General features: G+C 68.3%; 12 protein-coding genes and 1 CRISPR repeat array. Of the genes, 8 read left to right on the plus strand and 4 right to left on the minus strand.

Annotation, left to right across the window (positions count from 1 at the left end; translation table 11 throughout):
• Positions 1-53 precede the first annotated feature (53 nt).
• Positions 54-3,010: direct repeats of the CRISPR family, unit length 29 nt; unit sequence GAGTTCCCCACGCCTGTGGGGATGGCCCG.
• 29 nt (positions 3,011-3,039) lie between these two features.
• Complete coding sequence (locus CBQ26_RS19850; RefSeq protein ID WP_088250334.1) at positions 3,040-3,975, minus strand: NAD(P)/FAD-dependent oxidoreductase; 936 nt, start codon at positions 3,973-3,975, stop codon at positions 3,040-3,042.
• 43 nt (positions 3,976-4,018) lie between these two features.
• On the minus strand, positions 4,019-4,792 hold the full coding sequence (locus CBQ26_RS19855) for a hypothetical protein (protein ID WP_088250335.1): 774 nt from the start codon (positions 4,790-4,792) through the stop codon (positions 4,019-4,021).
• A gap of 160 nt (positions 4,793-4,952) precedes the next feature.
• Between CBQ26_RS19855 and CBQ26_RS19860 the strand changes: the two genes are divergently transcribed.
• The 3 genes from CBQ26_RS19860 to CBQ26_RS19870 are packed head-to-tail and all read left to right on the plus strand — an operon-like array spanning position 4,953 to position 6,153.
• Complete coding sequence (locus tag CBQ26_RS19860; protein WP_088250336.1) at positions 4,953-5,216, plus strand: hypothetical protein; 264 nt, start codon at positions 4,953-4,955, stop codon at positions 5,214-5,216.
• Positions 5,213-5,551: a hypothetical protein gene (locus CBQ26_RS19865; protein WP_088250337.1), complete on the plus strand. Its 339-nt coding sequence runs from the start codon at positions 5,213-5,215 to the stop codon at positions 5,549-5,551. The genes CBQ26_RS19860 and CBQ26_RS19865 overlap by 4 nt, the downstream gene beginning before the upstream one ends.
• Entirely contained in the window at positions 5,548-6,153 is a 606-nt protein-coding gene (locus CBQ26_RS19870) for a glycoside hydrolase family 19 protein (protein ID WP_088250338.1), read from the plus strand. Before CBQ26_RS19865 ends, CBQ26_RS19870 begins: the two co-directional genes overlap by 4 nt.
• Before the next feature lie 26 nt (positions 6,154-6,179).
• Here the strand turns inward: CBQ26_RS19870 and CBQ26_RS22745 are convergent, their stop codons facing one another.
• On the minus strand, positions 6,180-6,830 hold the full coding sequence (locus CBQ26_RS22745; protein WP_088250339.1) for a thermonuclease family protein: 651 nt from the start codon (positions 6,828-6,830) through the stop codon (positions 6,180-6,182).
• An 84-nt stretch (positions 6,831-6,914) separates the two neighbouring features.
• Between CBQ26_RS22745 and CBQ26_RS19880 the strand changes: the two genes are divergently transcribed.
• The 4 genes from CBQ26_RS19880 to CBQ26_RS19895 all read left to right on the plus strand — a co-directional run bounded on the left by CBQ26_RS19880 (position 6,915) and on the right by CBQ26_RS19895 (position 11,681).
• Positions 6,915-7,103 carry a hypothetical protein gene (locus CBQ26_RS19880; protein WP_088250340.1) on the plus strand — a complete coding sequence of 63 codons (189 nt, stop codon included), beginning with the start codon at positions 6,915-6,917 and terminating at the stop codon, positions 7,101-7,103.
• 37 nt (positions 7,104-7,140) lie between these two features.
• On the plus strand, positions 7,141-7,413 hold the full coding sequence (locus CBQ26_RS19885; RefSeq protein WP_088250341.1) for a hypothetical protein: 273 nt from the start codon (positions 7,141-7,143) through the stop codon (positions 7,411-7,413).
• 346 nt (positions 7,414-7,759) lie between these two features.
• Positions 7,760-10,495 (plus strand): EAL domain-containing protein, encoded by a 2,736-nt coding sequence (locus CBQ26_RS19890; protein WP_088250342.1) that lies wholly within the window; start codon positions 7,760-7,762, stop codon positions 10,493-10,495.
• 76 nt (positions 10,496-10,571) lie between these two features.
• Entirely contained in the window at positions 10,572-11,681 is a 1,110-nt protein-coding gene (locus CBQ26_RS19895) for a GGDEF domain-containing protein (protein ID WP_216360391.1), read from the plus strand.
• A 37-nt stretch (positions 11,682-11,718) separates the two neighbouring features.
• On the opposite strand, the gene CBQ26_RS22995 is transcribed toward CBQ26_RS19895, so the two are convergent.
• A complete protein-coding gene (locus CBQ26_RS22995) occupies positions 11,719-11,847 on the minus strand; it encodes a hypothetical protein (RefSeq protein WP_268248363.1) in 129 nt (42 codons plus the stop codon).
• Between the two features lie 205 nt (positions 11,848-12,052).
• Between CBQ26_RS22995 and hsdR the strand changes: the two genes are divergently transcribed.
• Positions 12,053-15,286, plus strand: coding sequence for a type I restriction-modification system endonuclease (gene hsdR / locus CBQ26_RS19900; RefSeq protein WP_088250344.1), 3,234 nt, complete (start codon positions 12,053-12,055; stop codon positions 15,284-15,286).
• Positions 15,287-15,326 lie beyond the last annotated feature (40 nt).

Genomic DNA, 15,326 nt, shown 5'->3' on the forward strand with positions numbered 1-15,326 from the left:
AGAGAGGAGACCTCCCACCCCCCTTACTCCCCCGGAGTGCGTGTTCCTGAAGTGAGTTCCCCACGCCTGTGGGGATGGCCCGGCAACAGCAGCACCAGACCGAGCAGCAACAGCGAGTTCCCCACGCCTGTGGGGATGGCCCGCCGCCACTGACGGCACTTCCGAAACGGACGCCGAGTTCCCCACGCCTGTGGGGATGGCCCGCAGCTCGTCCCGCCCGCGCTGGCCGCCCTGGCGAGTTCCCCACGCCTGTGGGGATGGCCCGACCGCCGAGCGCCTCGGCCTGAGCGTCGAAGCGAGTTCCCCACGCCTGTGGGGATGGCCCGGCAATCACCCCGACCGTCAACCCCGCCCCCGCGAGTTCCCCACGCCTGTGGGGATGGCCCGTTCGACGGGGGCTGGGTGTAGGCGTAGGGGTCGAGTTCCCCACGCCTGTGGGGATGGCCCGGGGAGATTTTTTAGTCTGATAGGCGTCGAGCGGAGTTCCCCACGCCTGTGGGGATGGCCCGCTTCTCTATGGCGTACTGGGCGCTACAGGTTGGAGTTCCCCACGCCTGTGGGGATGGCCCGGGTCTGGAACGCTTCTTCCAGCAGATGCAACAGAGTTCCCCACGCCTGTGGGGATGGCCCGGTCAGCAAACTCTTTTAATTGATCATCAGTAGGAGTTCCCCACGCCTGTGGGGATGGCCCGAGATTCAGAAGCGTGTGTTGCGTGAGCGCAATGAGTTCCCCACGCCTGTGGGGATGGCCCGAGTTTGCTGACCTTGACGGTGACGGTATACCGAGTTCCCCACGCCTGTGGGGATGGCCCGCGCTCCAAGCCCTTATTAATCAGACCAGCGCCGAGTTCCCCACGCCTGTGGGGATGGCCCGATGCTCGACCGCACCGGCAGCTAAGGAGACTGGAGTTCCCCACGCCTGTGGGGATGGCCCGCAGAGTCATACGCCACGCTCCGCACCAGCTGCGAGTTCCCCACGCCTGTGGGGATGGCCCGGCGGAACGGCGCGCAGCCGGTAGAGTACGAGGGAGTTCCCCACGCCTGTGGGGATGGCCCGATGGACGTGTTTACTACCCTATTGGATGATCCGAGTTCCCCACGCCTGTGGGGATGGCCCGACCGCTCTGATGATCGCTCCCTTCGCTCTGGCGAGTTCCCCACGCCTGTGGGGATGGCCCGAATGATGGTCTCAATCAATTTCCAAAGGATTTGAGTTCCCCACGCCTGTGGGGATGGCCCGAAGTCCGCGTGAACGGCGCGACCAGCTGGGCGGAGTTCCCCACGCCTGTGGGGATGGCCCGTCTCGCCGGACCTCGATGTGACCCCCTGCCCTGAGTTCCCCACGCCTGTGGGGATGGCCCGACTCCGCTCTGCGTGAGGCTCAGGCGCTCCCGGAGTTCCCCACGCCTGTGGGGATGGCCCGGATGATGTGCTCGGGCTGTTCGAGAGCCGCACGAGTTCCCCACGCCTGTGGGGATGGCCCGATGTAATCCGGCCCCCTTCCGGGGGTTCAGCCGAGTTCCCCACGCCTGTGGGGATGGCCCGGTCGACCAGACACGATCCAGCACCAGGCGCAGGAGTTCCCCACGCCTGTGGGGATGGCCCGCCGACTGACGAACAATTAGAAGAGTTTGCTGAGAGTTCCCCACGCCTGTGGGGATGGCCCGTCCTGGGCGTCCTGAGCTTCGACAAGGGGCAGGAGTTCCCCACGCCTGTGGGGATGGCCCGCACCGCATCACGCACAAGTACGCCGCGTGGGGGAGTTCCCCACGCCTGTGGGGATGGCCCGGTGTGAGGGGCTGAAGGTGCCGGGGATCGTCGGAGTTCCCCACGCCTGTGGGGATGGCCCGCCTGGTGAAAAAAACCTCTGGGACATGCTAAAGAGTTCCCCACGCCTGTGGGGATGGCCCGACGATCACGCGGATGCGGACCCTCTCGCGCCTGAGTTCCCCACGCCTGTGGGGATGGCCCGGTGTACATGATCGGGTCGTGTTTGGGCTTGAAGAGTTCCCCACGCCTGTGGGGATGGCCCGCGACCCGCACCGGGTATGGCCTGCACTACCACGAGTTCCCCACGCCTGTGGGGATGGCCCGTTTACGCAGGACCCGCCCCCACCGCCCCCGACGAGTTCCCCACGCCTGTGGGGATGGCCCGCCGACGAATACGACTACTACGGCGTGCGCGCAGAGTTCCCCACGCCTGTGGGGATGGCCCGCATCATGCCGTTTGCGCTGCCCATCAGGGCGGTGAGTTCCCCACGCCTGTGGGGATGGCCCGTGCGGTACGTGCGGGCGCTCCTACGTGGGCAGGAGTTCCCCACGCCTGTGGGGATGGCCCGACCCCCACGTGTTCACGCAGTTCGTGCAGGAAGAGTTCCCCACGCCTGTGGGGATGGCCCGCCATCGTGTGGACCCTCCTCGGCGGAGGGATCGAGTTCCCCACGCCTGTGGGGATGGCCCGTTTACGCAGGACCCGCCCCCACCGCCCCCGACGAGTTCCCCACGCCTGTGGGGATGGCCCGGCGGCGCGAGCGGCACTGCGGGGGCAATCATGGAGTTCCCCACGCCTGTGGGGATGGCCCGCAGCTCTGCCATGCCGGGCGAGTCTTCCGGGTGAGTTCCCCACGCCTGTGGGGATGGCCCGTCGTACCCGCCGCCGTTTACGCCGATAATGTAGAGTTCCCCACGCCTGTGGGGATGGCCCGAACTATTTCCCAACACCACACAATGCCGTGCAGAGTTCCCCACGCCTGTGGGGATGGCCCGTTGACGGCGGCCCGCGTGCTGGGTAAATCGGTGAGTTCCCCACGCCTGTGGGGATGGCCCGTTAGCAAACAGGTATTGCTGTTCGTTGTGCTGGAGTTCCCCACGCCTGTGGGGATGGCCCGACCATGGGTACGCTCGTCCTGGGCCTGCTCATGAGTTCCCCACGCCTGTGGGGATGGCCCGGTGCGGGCCGGGGATCGACTGCACCCCGCACGGAGTTCCCCACGCCTGTGGGGATGGCCTGCCCGTTTGAGGCGCGTCCCTCTCTCACCATCAGGCGTGGGTGGGTCGCCGCGCGGCGTCCCCGAAGGCCAGATCCGCATTGATTGCGGCGGCCGCGCGTGCGCCACTGGCGGCGGCCAGGACGACCTGCTGCTCGCCGATCATGTCGCCCGCCGCGTATACGCCCGGCACGCTGGTCAGCCCGCTTTCCGGCGTGACTTTCAACAGGACGCCCGCCAGGGGGCCGCGCTCAATGCGGGCGCAGTCGAGTTGCTCGGGAATCGTGGAGCGTTGCGCCTGCCCGGGCGTGACGAACAGCGCGTCGCGTTCCATCGACGGACCGTCCTGGAAGGTGACGTGCCGGCCGTCCCAGCTGGTGACGGGCCGCTCGTCGATGCGGACGCCCAGGTGCGCGAGATTGGCGCGCTGGTCGGCGCTCAGGTGATCGGGGCCGTGCGTGAGGAGGGTCAGGTGCGGCGTCCACTGCCGGAGCAGGACGCCGCGGTGGTAGGCCATGTCGCCGCCGCCGGGGATCAGGTCGGCGAGGTGCTGGTCGCGGACTTCCCAGCCGTGGCAGTACGGGCAGTGGTGGACGGTGGTGCCCCAGCCTTCGCGCAGTCCTGGGATGTCCGGGAGGAGGTCGGTGACGCCGGTGGCGAGCAGGAGTCGGCGGGCATGGACGGTGCCGCCGCTGGCCAGGGTGACGGTGAAGCCGTCGGGGTGGGCGGTGACAGTGTCGGCGTGGTCGGGGTGGAGGGTGACGGGGTAGGGGGCGAGCTGCTGGCGGCCGAGGCGGGTGAGTTCGAGGGGTGGGGTGCCGTCGCGGGTGAGGAGGCCGTGGGAGGCGTGGGCGGGGGCGTTGCGGGGTGGGCCGTGGTCGAGGAGGAGGGTGCGGCGGCGGGCGCGGCCGAGGACGAGGGCGGCGTTGAGTCCGGCGCTGCCGGCGCCGATGATGAGGACCTCGAATGAATCATCTATTGAGAACATGTTCTCAATAGATGCCCTGAGGGCTGCACTGTCAGTGTCGGAATCACCTTTCAGCCGCAGCCGACGAAGATGCTGAGGCCGCACTGACGTCAGTGCGGCGAGTGGGGCTCGTACAGGGGAGGCAGGCTTTACTCGACTTGGACGTAGGCGCGGGGGCGTGGCGGAACAGGACGGACGCGCCGACGGGCCGCAGAGCCAGCAGGCCGTGCGCTTCCAGCAGGGAGAGGGTCTGCTCGACGCGTGGCCAGGGCCAGCGGGTCTGCTCCATCAGTGCCTGCCGGGAGAGGCTGGCATCGCGGTCCGTGGCGGCGCGCAACAGCCCCTGGACGGCCTCCGCGTCGGGCGTCAGGGGCCGCACAGCCACGCAGGGCAGGCCGCTGCGGACTGCCTCGTACGTGGTGGCGCGGGCGCGGCGGGTGGTGCCCGTGATCATCAGGGCGTCCTGCGTCTCGTGCACGAGGTACGTCAGCGTCTCGCGGGCCATGGTGACGCTCAGGTGCGGCACGGCGGCCAGGAGGTCCTGTTCCGGAACGGGGCCGGGCGCGGCGCGCAGGGCCGGGGTCTGCGGCCACGCGCGGAACCGGTACTCGAAGCGCGGGCGGTCGGGGCGGTGGTCGGCGGCGTGCTGGCGGTCGAGGCGGCCGGTGCGGTGCAGGTACGCGGCCCGCCTGGCGTAGTTGCTGGTTTCTTCCATGCCGAGCAGGTCGCGCAGCTGCGTGACGGTGATCCACCGGCCGGCGTTGGCGTGCGCGACCCGCAGGAGCAGGGGGCTGCGCCCTTCCGTTTCCGGCGCGGCGGGCCTGAGCGGCGTGGTCACAGCGTCACGCCCAGCGCGCTCCGGCAGGGGATAGGGTCGGTCAGGCGGACGGGGTCGGCGAGCTGTGGTCTGCTCCCCAGAATCTGGACAGTATCGGGCAGAGACCTCAACTCACGCCTGACTCTCCACATCGCCCCGTCCAGTTTTTGGGTTTCATACGGTGGCCAAGGACAAGGGGAAGCTGTACGGCTTCCTGCTGCTGTCCCTCGTCTTCAGCGCCAGCACCACCGTTCTGCTCGTGCAACTCACGGCACTGGACGATTACGTGTGCGCCACGGTCGGCACGCTCGCCGGGGCCATCCCGCCCCTGTGGACCCTGCGGGCCGCCGTGAAACTCATCGGGCAGAAGTACGGCGTGGAACTCGGCGAACTCACGAACCCAGCCGGCCCGGCCGCTCCCAAAAAGGAAGGTGACGCGACGTGATCATCGACGGCTACTGGCTGAAACTCATGTGGGCGGTCCTGGCGGGCGGGTGGTTCATCAGCGCCCTGATCCGCCTGATCCTCACGGCCCTCAGCTGGCCGGACCAGCGGGAACGCCGGCTGTTCGCCGTGATCGTGCACGCCGTTGCTGGCGTGTTCTTCGTCTGGCGTCACGGCAGCGCCGGCCCCCTGCCGGCCTTCATTCCCATCGAGGAGACGTACCGGAACCTCGCGGCCCTGCTGCTGGTCACCTGGGCGATCCTCGACGGCATCTGGGCCGTGCTGGGCATGGTGGAACGCCGCGCCCGACTCATTCAGAAAGGAAGGAACGCATGATCACCCCCGACCTCATCCGCGCCCTGAACGCCCGCCATCCGGACCCGGTGACGGCCGCCACGAAGCTGAGCTGGGCCTTCGGCCAGCAGGGTCTCACGGACCCGCTGGTCGTCGCGCACCTCCTGGCGCAACTGGCGCACGAGTCGGGCCTGGTGCCCAGAGAGGAGAACCTGCACTACCGCGCGGAGCGGCTGATGCAGGTGTGGCCCACGCGCTTCCGGACGCTGGCGGCCGCGCAGGCGTGCGCGGGGAACCCGGAGCGGCTGGCGAACACCGTGTACGGCGGCCGGATGGGCAACACCCAGCCCGGAGACGGCTGGCGCTTCCGGGGACGCGGCCTGATCCAACTGACGGGCCGCAGCAACTACGAGACGTACGGCCGGCTGGTCGGCTTCGACTTGGTGGCGAACCCGGACCTGCTGCTGCAGTACGGGGTGGGCGCGCTGGTGGCTGGGGCGTACTGGAACGCGCGAGGCCTGAGCCGCCCCGCGCTGCGGGACGACGTGACCCGCGTGACCGAAGGCATCAACGGCGGGCGCAATGGGCTGGAGGACCGCCGCCGCCTGCTGGCCGTTGCCAAGCGGCACCTAGGGCTCAGATGAAAGGATGATGCCCGCACGCCAGGTACCTACTCGCAGCCGACGCCGTCGCCGTCCCGGTCGAGCTTGCTGCTGTACCCGGGTTGCCCGCGTCGGATGGGGGCCGCGCCGGCCGCGCGAACCTCGCTGCAGTTGCGGTACGAGACGTTGCTCGCCGGAGCAGGTGCTGGAGTGGCGGGGCGCGGCGTGCCGGCCGTGGCGGGGTTCGCGGGGTTCTTGCGGTAGTCCCACGGGTTCTGGAACGTCCCGGCGTACACGCCCTTTCCGGCGCTCTTCGCCTGAGCCGCGGCCACGCTGTACACCCCACCCCCGTACTCGAGGTACGGCAGCGCCCAGCCCTGCGTCACCAGCCAACGGTTGATCTCTGTGCCGCCGACCGTGCACACCCCGACCATGCGGCCGTAGCGGTCGGTGTCCTTGCGGGTGCAGGTGACGGTCTTGTTCCGCACCAGGTCCGCCAGGGCGAACGCCGCCTCCCGCCCGCAGCCGTAGGACTGCCCGGCCCGCAGGCACTGCTGACTGGATTCCGGCGCGTCGATGCCGTGCAGGCGGACCTTCACGCCCCGGATCACCAGGGTATCGCCGTCTGTGACGGTCGGAATGCCGGTAACGCTCGCTGGCACCTGAGCGGCGGCGATCGATGTGAGGGTGATGGCCGTCAGCAGGGGCAGAGAGCGCATGCCTCTGAGCGTAGAGGGCGGCGCTGGGCCTGTCGTCCGCATCTGCGGCAGCGAAGGGAGAGCTGGGGTGTCATGCTGCGTCGCATGAACCGGCATGATCTGGCGAACCTGGAACAGCTGGCCCTGCTGCGTGAGGCACTGGAGGCCGAACCGACCCGACCGGAGGACGCCACCGAGCCAGCCCAGCCCGCGTCCGAAGGGGCGGTGCCGGACAGCCCGGACGCCGACCCCGAGCCGCTCAGTCCAGTTCGGCGCGGCCTGACGGGCAACTGAGGCGGCGGAAACCGAATGGGCTGCCTACACTGCCAGGGTGGAATCGTGGACGCCGTTCATTCTGCTGGGCCTCGGCCTGCTCGCCCTGTGGCTGTACATGCGGTCCGGCTCCCTCACCAGACGCCCGGCCCGGTCCGGTCCCGCGCGACTGACGGCGGGACAGTGGGAAGGCCGGGTGCTGAACCAGATGCGAGGGGACCGCGCCCGGTTCGAGCGGACCCTGGCGGCCAAGCGGGTCAAGCATCCCAGGGCCTCCCGCGAGGAACTGCTGGAGATCATCCACGAGGAGTACGTACGGGACAACCGCTGACCAGGGACGGACAACTTGCGCCGTTTGCCCCCTGCCCGCGCTTCTGGCGTGAGGCAGGGGGGCTTTTTTTCATCGTGGGGGTTCATGGGGGAGCTGTGCCTGTGTGGTCAAGGAAGCGGACGGCCGTACATGGCCATCCAGAAGACACGCTTTCAGTTTTCCAGAAGCAGAGCAAGCCGGAACTTCATGCCCGGCAGTCCGCCCCCATGCCGCCCCGACTGAACAGTCTTCGCTCACCATCCAGCCGGAGTCCGCATCACCCGCCTTCAAAGCTGTCCCCATCCCGGACAGGTGGTTACTACCACGCGGTGATAACTTTGCAAGATATACGTACGAAAAATGACGTATGCCCGCACAATCCATGATGCTCATGTTCCTGTGCAGCGCGGCCTCCTTATCGATCAGTGCCGTGCTGATCGGCCTTCCCAGCCGGGAGCGTCTGGCAGAGAACACCACCTCCTTCAGCCGCCTGTTCGCGGCTGCGCTGATCATGGCCACCGGACTCAAGGCCACGCAATGGACCGCGCTGGATGGACTGACACCGCTTCCCCCGACGTACTGGGCGGCGGACTGGTCGGTGGCGTTGGCCCTGTCGTTCACGTTCCTGTTCTGGTACCCCAGGCACGCCACGGGCCGAGCCGCTCACATCACGCCGGCCCTCCTGGCCGTGGTTATCCTGGCACAACTCCCCCTCTGGCGCTGGCCGGCCCTGCCAGTCCAGACGTACCTCACCGTCGCTGGACTGCTCCTGTCGGGCGGCGCCGTGTCCCTGGCCGGGAGTCTGCTGCTGCGGCGGGGGACAGGCCGCGTCCCTGCAATCGTCACGATCGGCGTGAGCCAGGGCCTGATGATCACGCTGGTAACCCTCGCCTTCACGGTCCCCCTGCAGAGCCTCCCGTCCGCCGCGCCCCTCACACCCTCCCTGACCGCCAGTTGGATGAAAGCCATATTCCTGACCGGAGCCCTCGCCCTGATCGTCCGCGAAGTGCAGGTGAGACGTGCGCGGCGGTTCCAGCAGCAGGTTCAGGAAAAGACAGCGGCCCTGCAGCGTGAGCAGGACCTGCACGTCGCGCTGATTGAAAGCCTCAACGATCAGGTCGTCATCTGCGATGCGGCCGGACAGCTCGTCAGTCACAACGCGCGGGCCAGCGACCTGCACGAGCGCAACCCCATCGGTACGTTCCCGGTGGACTGGGCCCAGACATACGGGCTGCACACCACCAACTTCTCGCGGTTTCTACACCTCGAGGAGATTCCCCTGTACCGCGCCCTGCACGGCGAGCAGGTCCGTGACACCCTGATCGGCGTGCAGACCGGCCAGACGCGGCGGGTCGTGACCTGTAACGCCAACCCCATCCGGAACGCGCAGGGAACCATCATCGGCGCGGTCGTCGCCATGAACGACGTCACGGACCGCGAGCAGGCCCGGCAGGAACTCGAACGCACCGCCGCCCGGCACGCGCACATCCTCAACGCCCTGGACGAGGGCCTGCTGATGCTGGACCTTGACGGCGGCATCCTGTCGTTTAACGACCGCGTCACACACCTGCTGGGCGTGAATGCCGCCGCGGCCAGTCACTTCTCGGACCTGCTGGTCGGCAGTGTCGTGCGGGACGCGAACGGACAGCCCCTCCCGATGCGCAGTGTGAACTTCACGCAGATGCTGTCCGGGCAGGCGTCCGTGGCGGACTCGGTCGTGGAGATCATCCGCCCGGACGGCACCTCCATCTGGCTGCGCAACCACGTGCAGGGCGTGTACCAGGATCAGAAACTCACTTCCGTCCTGTACACCATGATGGACATCACCTCCCAGACGCGACTGAATTCCGAGTTGCAACGCGTGACGCGGTACGCTCCCCTTTCGGGCCTGCCGAACCGTGAGTACTTCTGTCACCTTGCTCAGGTGATGCCCGATGCACCTGAACGAACCCTGCTGGTGCTGCGTTGTCTCAGCGTCACGCAGCTGCGCACGGCCCAGCAGCCGCGCATCGCGGAACTGCTGACGGTGCACTTCACGCGAGCACTTCAGGAATGCTACCCGGACGCCCTGCTGTTCGGGCAACTGGATGAACAGACCTTCGCGGCCCTGCTCCCTCACGGCACTGCTCATCTGCCAGCCGAGCTGCTGAGCGCCGTGCTGGTGGACGGTGAGAAACTGTTCCCACGGGTGAGCGCCTGCGCGCGCCTATGGCCCGTCACCGACGACCTCGGGACGGCCATCCACGAGACGGAAGGCGCGCTCGAGAGCGTCCTTGCCGGCACGCTGCTTCCCTTCGAGGCGCGCCACCTTGAGACGTTGCGCCGCACCCTGCTGCTCGAATCCCGACTGCGTCTCGCCCTGACCGAGATGCCGTTCACCGTCCACTACCAGCCGATCGTGAACCTCGACACGGGTCGCCTCGTGAAAGCCGAGGCGCTCATCCGGTGGATGGACGAGCACATGGGGTTCGTGCCACCGGATCAATTCATTCCGCTGGCCGAGCAGATGGGTCAGATCCAGGTAATCACAGACTTCGTGGTCCGCGCCGCTCTGAAGGAAGCGAGACGAGCCTCTGCGCTGCTGGGCCGACCGTTCCGGATCGCCGTGAACCTCTCTCCAGTCGAGTTGAACGCCCCGGACTTCATGGACCGCATCCGGCACCTGACGCACTGCGAACCGGACGCCCCCGAACATCTCGGGTTCGAGGTGACAGAGGGGGGCGTGCTGGAACACCTGAACGTCGTGTCCGGGCACCTGCAGCAGTTGCGGGACTGGGGGTTCGGGCTCGCGCTGGATGATTTCGGGACCGGGTACTCTGCACTGAGCGTCCTGCAGCACCTGCCCATCCATCACCTGAAACTCGACCGGACGTTCGTCTGGGGCATCGGCGGGAACGAGAAACAACGCGTCGTCACGGCCGCCGTGGTGGACCTCGCCGCGCGCCTGAACGTGGACGTCATCTGCGAGGGAATCGAGACCCTGGAGCACGAGGGCATCCTGCGCAGCATGCAGTGCGCACTCGGGCAGGGATACCTCTACAGCCGACCGCTTCCCTCCCCGGACTGGTCAGCCCTTGACACGTCCACCGCCCTGCACCGCTGACACGATCACCCCGCCGGTCCCACCGGATTCCTACCCACGCCGTCTCACCGCTGAGCTTCTCCGAGGTTGCCGCATGATGAGCTCACTGCTGTTCAATCTGACCCTGCTCGTCACGCTCCACTACGGACTGGCCCAGTCGTACCGGTCCTGGCCTGTCACGCGGAGCGGCCTGGGGTACTGGGCACGCCTGGCGCTGTTCAGCGGGACGTCCATCCTGCTCATGCAGGTGCCGACGCGACTGGCTGACGGGGTGTTCGTCGATACGCGCACGGTCCCGCTGGCGTTCGTGACCCTGATGTACGGCCCGGTGGCAGGCCTAGCGGTCACGTTGCCTGTCATCGCCTACCGGCTGTGGGTGGGGGGAAACGGCGTCCTCGCGGCCATTCCCAGTCTGATGGGCGTGCTGCTGATCGCCACGCTCCTGCGGCGCACCCTGCTCCGGCATCCCGGGTCCTGGCTGCCGTGGCCGTGGATTCCAGTGGTGTTCTGCCTGCAGGGCGTGTCCCTACTGCTCCTTCCGAACGGACGGCAGTTGTTCGAGCAGGCGTACCCGACCCTGCTGCTCGTGAACACGATCGGCGCCGTGATCGGCTGGGGCATCCTCCGTGACCGTTTCGCCACGCTGCGGCTCACGCGGGACTGGCGGGCAGCGGCCGTCACGGACGCCCTGACCGGACTGGCGAACCGGCGGCAGTTCGATGAGGATGTCCGTCTCCTGGAACCCGGTGACGTACTGATGCTGATTGACCTTGATCACTTCAAACGGGTGAACGACACGTTCGGCCATCAAGTGGGGGATGAGGTGCTGCGCGAGGTCGCGTCCCGCCTGACCGCCGAGGGCCGCGGTCGTGACCGGGCGTACCGGTACGGCGGGGAGGAGTTCGCCATGATCTTCCGGTCCGTGCCGGAAGGCGCGATTCCGAATGTCGCCGAGCGGCTGCGCTCGGCGGTCAGTGCCCGGGTGATGCCGGCCACGCAGGCGCGGGTGACAGTGTCCGTCGGGGCAGTGGCGTTCTCAGGCGTGTCGGTGCCCACCCTGCTGGCCCGGGCCGATACGGCTCTGTACGCCGCGAAGGAAGCGGGGCGCGACCAGGTGAGGATCTGGAAGGAAGTCAGCGATGAGGTCGTGCCGGTGCAGGAAGAGGATTCGGCGCGGCCTGACCTGCTGGGCGGATCACCTTCCTGAACTCCATGAATTGCAGGGCAAGGAATGACGTGACGTCTCAGGTGACGGGACTGGGATCTGCCGGGCCGTGGTACGCGAGCGGCTGGCCGGCGTGCTCGCCGGCGGCGCTCAGCTCAGGTAGAGGGCGCGGCAGGAAGAGGCCGATTCCGACGGGCATGACGGTCAAGTACCAACCAGGCTGCGTTCACTCGTGCTTCCTGCCGTGCCGGCGACCGGAGCGGGCGCACCCGGACGTCAGTAACTTTTCACCAGCCCTTGGACAGGCGGACCTGCCGGGCGCGCCGCAATGTAGGCAGTGAACGCGGTGCCCGTGGGATAGCTTGATCTCAACCGGTCTTCCGTTTCGCCCACCCGCCCCACCTGGAGTTCACATGCTGAGCAGTCCGCCATCCAATTTCGATGACCTGAGCGTGGTCGAGCCCCTGCTGGCTCAGCTGGGGGCGCTGGCGGAACGGTACGCCGCGGATGATCCCAACACGGCCCTGCTGAAACTCAGGCAGTACGGCGAACTGCTCTCCCGGGTCGTCGCGGCCCGCTCGGGAACCCTGCAGGGAGAGGACGAATCCCAGCAGGTCCGCCTCGCCCGGCTGCAGCGTGAAGGGGTGCTGCCGCGCGAGGTGTGGCAGCTGCTGACGGAACTGCGGCGCACCGGGAACGAGGCGAACCACGCCTTCACGGGTGAGCACGATCAGGCGCTCAGTCACCTGCAGTTCGCGTGGATCGTCGGCGTGTGGCTCCTGCGGACCTTCCACGACCCGGCGTACGTGCGCGGTGAGTTCATTCCCCCGCAGCGGAGCGATGATGCCCGGCGCCTGCGGGCCCTGCTGGCCGGGGCGGAACAGGCCCGCGCCGAGGCGGAGGCGCGCCTGGCCGAGCAGCAGGCCGCGGCGCCCGCCGACACGTCACGCATTGCCACGGCCGCCAGTCACGCGGCGTCCCACATCCAGCTGACCGAAGCGCAGACGCGGCAGCTGATCGACGCGCAGCTGCGCGCGGCCGGGTGGGAAGCCGACACCGCGCACCTGAAGTACAGCCAGGGGACCCGCCCCGTGAAGGGTCGCTTCCTGGCGATCGCGGAGTGGCCGACCGATCACGGCCCGGCGGACTACGCGCTGTTCGCCGGGCTGACGCCCGTCGGCGTGGTCGAAGCCAAACGCAAGAACAAGGGCGTGATGAGCAGCCTCGAGCAGGCAGCCCGCTACAGCCGCGGGTTCCGGCTGCATGTGCCCGGCCTGGAATTGCCGGGCGGCCCGTGGGAAGCGGGGGAGAGCCCCTACCGCACGCCATTCCTGTACGCCACGAACGGCCGCCCCTACCTGGCGCAACTGAAGACCGAGAGCGGCATCTGGTTCCGGGACGCCCGGCGGCCCGTCAATCCCGCCCACGCCCTGCCCGGCTGGCACACCCCGGCGGAACTGCTGGCGCTGCTGGAGCAGGACACGGCCGCCGCGGACGAGCGCCTGCGCACCGAACCGCTGGAGTACGACCTGGGCCTGCGACCCTACCAGAAGGCCGCCATTCAGGCCGTCGAGGCAGGCGTGGCTGCCGGGCAGCGGGAACTGCTGCTGGCCATGGCGACCGGGACCGGCAAGACCAAGACGGCCATCGCCCTGATCTACCGCCTGCTGAAGGCCGGACGGTTCCGGCGCGTGCTGTTCCTGGTGGACCGCGAAACGCTCGGCGAACAGGCCAGTAACGATTTCAGGACCACCCGCCTGGAAGGCACCCGCACCTTCGCCGAGACGTTCGGCCTGACCGCGATGGGCGACGGCCCCATCGATGCGGACACCAGCGTGCACGTCACGACGGTGCAGGGCCTCGCGCGGCGCGTCACGGGCGACGCGCCCCCCTCGGTCGGCACGTACGACCTGATCGTGGTCGACGAGGCCCACCGCGGGTACACGCTGGACAGGGAACTCGCAGACGCGGAACTGGGTTGGCGCAGCGAAACGGAGTACGTCAGCCGGTACCGGCAGGTGCTCGAACACTTCGACGCGGTGAAGGTCGCCCTGACGGCCACGCCCGCCCTGCACACCACCCAGATCTTCGGGAAGCCGGTCTTCACGTACACCTACCGTCAGGCCGTACTGGACGGCGTACTGATCGACCATGAGCCGCCCATCCTGATCGAGACGGAACTGGCCATGACCGGCATCCAGTTCAGGCGGGGAGAGCAGATTCCCACCTACACGCCCGGTGACGACGGCGTCGTGCTGTACGAAGCGCCTGACGACGTGGGACTGGACGTCGGGGACTTCAACCGGCGCGTGATCGCCAGGGGCTTCAACCGGGCGGTGTGCACGCACCTGGCCGAGCACCTGAATCCGTTCGGGCCGGACAAGACGCTGGTGTTCTGCGTGAACGACCGGCACGCCGACGAGGTCGTGGACCTGCTGAAAGAAGCGTTCCGGGTGAAGTACGGCGAGCTCGACGACGGCGCCGTCGTGAAGATCACGGGTGCCAGCGACCAACCGCTGCAACTCACCCGCCGTTACCGCAACGAGCGCCTGCCCGCCATCGCCGTGACCGTCGACCTGCTCACCACGGGCGTCGACGTGCCCGCCATCAGCACCCTGGTGTTCCTGCGCCGCGTGAGCAGCCGCGTCCTGTTCGAGCAGATGCTGGGCCGCGCCACCCGCCGCTGCGACGACATCGGCAAGACCGTGTTCCGCATCTACGACGCCGTGCGCGCCTACGAAGCCATTCAGGACTTCATCACCATGCCGCCGGTCGTGCAGCAACCCCGGCGCAGCTTCGTCACGCTGGGCAGCGACCTGCACGCCGCGCCCACCCCCGAAGCCCGCGCCCTGATCCGCGACGAACTGGTCGTGAAACTCCGGCGTGTCGAGAACCGCCTGACCGACGCGGCCAGGGACACCTTCGAAGGTGAAACCGGCCTGACCCCCGGCGCCTTCGTTCACGCGCTGCGCCGCGCCACGCCGGACGAGGCGGCCGCCCTGGTCACGCGGCACGCGCCCCTCCTGGCACTCCTCGACACCGGCCGCACCACGGGCGGGCAGCCCATCTACATCAGCGAGCACCCGGACCGGGTGATGTACGCCGGGCAGGAATTCCCCGGCGGACGCCGCGCCGAGGATTACCTGACGGCGTTCGAATCGCTCGTGCGCGGCGGCAGTGACACCCTGTCCGCCCTGAGCACCGTCCTGACCCGCCCGGCGGACCTGACCCGCGCTGACCTCCTGAGCATCCGGCGACAACTGGACGACCAGGGCTTCAGTGAAGTCAACCTGCAACGCGCGTACGCCAGCGTCAGGCAGGTGGACGCGGCCGCCAGCATCATCGGTTTCATCCGCGCCGCCGCGCTGAACGAGGCCCCCACGCCGTTCGACGCCCGCGTGGACGCGGCGCTGGCCAGGGTGCTCGGCTCGGGCAGCTGGACGCCCCCGCAACGCAAGTGGCTCCAGCGGCTCGCGTCGCAACTCAAGGCGAACGGGTACCTGGACCGGGACCTGCTCGACCAGCCGACCAGTCCCGTCCGGAAGGAACTGGGCGGATTCGACCGCCTGAGCACCAGCATCTTCGGCGGCAAGCTTCAGGGCGTCGTGAACGACCTTCAGGCGCAGGTGTGGGCCACGCGGGCCTGACAGCAACTGCTGACCCTGACCGCTGGACACGCCCTAGCCC

This window comes from Deinococcus indicus, from assembly GCF_002198095.1.
Taxonomy (GTDB): domain Bacteria; phylum Deinococcota; class Deinococci; order Deinococcales; family Deinococcaceae; genus Deinococcus; species Deinococcus caeni.

What these genes read in the sequence shown, in the direction of transcription:
- CBQ26_RS19870 (WP_088250338.1), top strand. Translation starts at nt 5,548, where the DNA reads ATGATCACCCCCGACCTCATCCGCGCCCTGAACGCCCGCCATCCGGAC.
- CBQ26_RS22745 (WP_088250339.1), bottom strand. Translation starts at nt 6,830, where the DNA reads ATGCGCTCTCTGCCCCTGCTGACGGCCATCACCCTCACATCGATCGCC.
- hsdR (WP_088250344.1), top strand. Translation starts at nt 12,053, where the DNA reads ATGCTGAGCAGTCCGCCATCCAATTTCGATGACCTGAGCGTGGTCGAG.
- CBQ26_RS19895 (WP_216360391.1), top strand. Translation starts at nt 10,572, where the DNA reads ATGAGCTCACTGCTGTTCAATCTGACCCTGCTCGTCACGCTCCACTAC.
- CBQ26_RS19890 (WP_088250342.1), top strand. Translation starts at nt 7,760, where the DNA reads ATGCCCGCACAATCCATGATGCTCATGTTCCTGTGCAGCGCGGCCTCC.
- CBQ26_RS19880 (WP_088250340.1), top strand. Translation starts at nt 6,915, where the DNA reads ATGAACCGGCATGATCTGGCGAACCTGGAACAGCTGGCCCTGCTGCGT.
- CBQ26_RS19850 (WP_088250334.1), bottom strand. Translation starts at nt 3,975, where the DNA reads ATGTTCTCAATAGATGATTCATTCGAGGTCCTCATCATCGGCGCCGGC.